This window comes from Brevundimonas sp. (assembly GCF_031082345.1).
Taxonomy (GTDB): domain Bacteria; phylum Pseudomonadota; class Alphaproteobacteria; order Caulobacterales; family Caulobacteraceae; genus Brevundimonas.
Window position 1 is genome coordinate 1 of the sequence record NZ_JAVHLH010000283.1, and the last position, 3465, is coordinate 3465.

The window sequence follows — 3465 nt, forward strand, 5'->3', positions numbered from 1 at the left end:
CGCCTAGCTTCCCCTCGGTGCCCACCTCGCGGGCCACCCGAGACACCTCCGAGGCGAACGAGTTCAGCTGGTCCACCATGGTGTTGATGGTCGACTTCAGTTCGAGGATCTCGCCCTTCACGTCGACGGTGATCTTCTTGGACAGGTCGCCGTTGGCCACGGCCGTGGTCACCTCGGCGATGTTGCGCACCTGACTGGTCAGGTTCGCGGCCATGAAGTTCACATTGTCGGTCAGGTCCTTCCAGGTGCCGGTCACGCCCTTCACCTGGGCCTGGCCCCCCAGCTTGCCCTCGGTGCCGACCTCGCGGGCCATCCGGGTCACTTCCGAGGCGAAGGCGTTCAGCTGGTCCACCATGGTGTTGATGGTGTTCTTGAGCTCCTGCACCTCGCCCTTCACATCGACGGTGATCTTGCGGCTGAGGTCGCCGTTGGCGACCGCGGTGGTGACTTCGGCGATGTTCCGGACCTGACCGGTGAGGTTGGCCGCCATGAAGTTCACATTGTCAGTCAGGTCCTTCCAGGCGCCGGCGACGCCCTTGACATTGGCCTGACCGCCCAGCTTGCCCTCGGTGCCCACCTCGCGCGCCACGCGGGTCACCTCGGAGGCGAACGAGCCAAGCTGCCCGACCATGGTGTTCACCACCCGGCCGATGCGCAGGAACTCACCCCGGAGGGGCTGGTCCTCGTTGTTCAGATCCATGGTCTGGCTGAGGTCGCCCTTGGCGACCGCGCCGATCACGCGAGCCATCTCGGCGGTCGGGTGCACCATGTCCGTGATGAGGGTGTTGACGGCCTCGATACTGTCCGCCCAGGCGCCGGCGGCGGCCGGCATGTTGGCCCTCGCATTGATCTTGCCCTGACGGCCGACAGCCTCTCCGAGCCGGCTGAACTCCCGGCTCATCCGGTCGTTCAGCTCGACGACGTCGTTGAACGCCTCGGCGATCTCCGCATCCATGCCGTCCAGGTCTCCCGGCAGACGAACCGAAAAATCCCCTCGTCGGAAGGCTCTCAGGGCGGCCAGAAGCTGGCGGTTGTCCAGGGCGGTCTCGGAAGCACGGGCGGCGATCGGCATGAAACACCATCATGTGGAGCGGACAGAATCCGAGGATGAGCCGAGCACAGAAGGGGCGAGCCGGAAATCAACGAGAAGCCCCCCAAACCCCTACTGCGACGCGATTTCTCCCCCGAACCAACCCGCTAAAATGATCCCGTTGCGCTGGAGGTTCCCGGCGGCCTCAATAATTTCGGCCGTTGCCAAGAAGCGCCGAAACGTTAGGTTCCGGCCCCATGCCGCAATCCCGCGCCCGCATCCGGGCATCGTGACGACCCCGAGGTCGACAGCAGTAGACGACGCGCTCCGGAGCTTCATCGAGGGCGCTTTCCCATCGGTCTGGGCGCTCGAGACTTTTCTCGCGCTCAAGCGGGACGGGGAGGTGACCTGGACGGTGGAAGGTCTGGTCAAGGAGCTGCGCGCGAATACGTCGTTGGTGACGGATTGCCTGATTCATCTCGAGCGCGCCGGGTTGGCCGTGGCCATCGACGGGACCCATCGCTACCAGCCGGCGTCAAAGACCCTGGCCAAACTCGCCGACGACCTCCAGACCGCCTATGCGGAGCGGCCGTTCAGCATCATTAGCGCTATAACGTCGCTACGCCCCGATCCGCTGAAGGGCTTTGCGGATTCGTTCCGGCTTGGGGGATGGAAACAATGAACCTGCCAGCGCCTGAGTTAATCTATTCACTGTGTCTTCTTACCAGTGGAGTCTGCGCCGCCCTGCTGATCCGGTCCTACCTGAGGTCACGCCAGACGCTTCTCCTCTGGAGCGCAGGCTGTTTCTCACTTCTCGCCCTCAACAATCTGGCGGTCGTTCTGGATATGGTGGTCCTCAGCGGCACCGATTTCACGCTTGTGCGCCAGGTGACCGCGCTCAGCGCGGTGGCGGTCCTGATCTACGGCTTCATCTGGGAGGTCGACCGATGACAGTCGCCGGCGCTGTTACGGGCGCGATCATCATGGGTTACGCAGTGGCGAGCCTGTTCTTTCTCAAATTCTGGCGGCGGACCGGAGACAGCCTGTTCCTGGCGTTCGCCGGCGCCTTCATGCTTCTTGCGGCGACACCTCTGCTGACGCTGACACTGGCGATCCCGCGGGAAGAGCAGAGCCCCTTCTACCTGATCCGGGCCGCAGCGTTCATGATCCTGATCGCAGCCATCGTTCTCAAGTCCCGCCGAGCCAACTAGCCCGCGAACCAAATCTTCAACGAATGGCCCGACCTGCAGCGGATCGTCGGCTCTCCGGACGCCTCGACCGGATGTCGTGTTCCCTACACGCAGCGAAGGCGGCTACTGGCGCAGTAGCGGACCCCCTGCCCTCCTTCACGAGGGAAGAATATTAGCGCACCGAGCGCAGAAAAGTTGACGGTGGGCTGGGTGCACCGCCACGGCGCCCCGTCCAAAACTTCCCAGCTCAGCCTTGATCCCGCCGCCCGCATCGGCTCGCGGGCCGGAAAGCTCGGAACCCGTCCGGGGCGTCGCCGGTTTCCCTTGTGGTGAAGCTGGGACAGGGGTTTGGCATGGCGAGGATCGAGAAGGGCGTGGGCCTTGGCGGAGTAGCGGTCCGGATCCTCGCGGCGGTGCTGGCGCTCATAGGCCTGGTGCTGGCGGTCGGCGGCGTCTGGCTGCTGTCGCTGGGCGGGTCGCCCTACTATCTGCTGGCCGGGCTGGGCCTGGTCGCCTCGGGCGTCATGCTGTGGCGGCTGAACCTGCTCGGGGCCTGGATCTATATCGGCGTCTTCGTTCTGACGGTGCTGTGGGCGCTGTGGGAGGTCGGGCTGAACGGCTGGGCCCTGGTTCCGCGGGTGGTCGCCCCCGCCGTCCTGCTGGTTTTCGTCATCGCCGCAATGCCGGTGCTGGATACGCGCCGGGGCGGCCGGCTGGCGCTCGGCGGGGCCGCGGTCTTCGTGGTCGGCGCCCTGATCTCGGGCTTCGTGGTCGCCCAGGCCAACCGGCCGACGGATCCCGCGGCCGTGCAGACCGCCGCCCTCGCCGCGATGTCGGAACCGTCCCTGCGCGACGCCGGCGCCGACTGGCCGGCCTACGGCGGGACCGAGAGCGCCCGGCGCTGGTCGCCGCTCAGCCAGATCAACCGCGAGAACGTGGGCCGGCTGGAGCGGGTCTGGACCTTCCGCACCGGCGATACGCCCGAGGAGAAATGGGGCGCCGAGACCACCCCGCTGAAGATCGGCGACACCCTCTATCTGTGCACGGCGCGCAACATCCTGATCGCGCTGGACGCCCGCACGGGCGAGCAGCGCTGGCGCTATGACCCCCAGGTCTCCGACGACTGGATTCCCTACACCGCGGCCTGCCGGGGCGTGGCCTACTATGAGACCGGCGGGTCCGCCGCCGGCGGCGCGTCGCGCGCCGCTGACGCAGTGGTCGCCGTCGGCGCGCCGGTTCCGGCTC

At 66.4% G+C, this 3465-nt stretch carries 4 protein-coding genes and 1 pseudogene; 4 read left to right on the forward strand and 1 reads right to left on the reverse strand.

Annotated elements, in window-relative coordinates; all coding sequences use genetic code 11:
- Window positions 1-1072, reverse strand: a 1072-nt coding sequence (locus RDU12_RS14035; RefSeq protein WP_308685233.1) for a HAMP domain-containing protein, incomplete at its 3' end; no start/stop codon positions are given.
- A 361-nt stretch (window positions 1073-1433) separates the two neighbouring features.
- Between RDU12_RS14035 and RDU12_RS14040 the strand changes: the two genes are divergently transcribed.
- The 4 genes and pseudogenes from RDU12_RS14040 to RDU12_RS14055 all read left to right on the forward strand — a co-directional run.
- Window positions 1434-1712 (forward strand): hypothetical protein, encoded by a 279-nt coding sequence (locus RDU12_RS14040; RefSeq protein WP_300289670.1) that lies wholly within the window; start codon window positions 1434-1436, stop codon window positions 1710-1712.
- On the forward strand, window positions 1709-1981 hold the full coding sequence (locus RDU12_RS14045) for a DUF5985 family protein (RefSeq protein ID WP_300289671.1): 273 nt from the start codon (window positions 1709-1711) through the stop codon (window positions 1979-1981). Before RDU12_RS14040 ends, RDU12_RS14045 begins: the two co-directional genes overlap by 4 nt.
- Window positions 1978-2241 carry a DUF5985 family protein gene (locus tag RDU12_RS14050; protein WP_300289673.1) on the forward strand — a complete coding sequence of 88 codons (264 nt, stop codon included), beginning with the start codon at window positions 1978-1980 and terminating at the stop codon, window positions 2239-2241. The genes RDU12_RS14045 and RDU12_RS14050 overlap by 4 nt, the downstream gene beginning before the upstream one ends.
- A 332-nt stretch (window positions 2242-2573) precedes the next feature.
- Window positions 2574-3465: pseudogene (locus RDU12_RS14055) on the forward strand (membrane-bound PQQ-dependent dehydrogenase, glucose/quinate/shikimate family); the annotation flags it as partial.

Excerpts from the sequence above, each read along its gene's own strand:
- RDU12_RS14045 (WP_300289671.1), top strand. The coding sequence starts at position 1,709 with ATGAACCTGCCAGCGCCTGAGTTAATCTATTCACTGTGTCTTCTTACC.
- RDU12_RS14050 (WP_300289673.1), top strand. The coding sequence starts at position 1,978 with ATGACAGTCGCCGGCGCTGTTACGGGCGCGATCATCATGGGTTACGCA.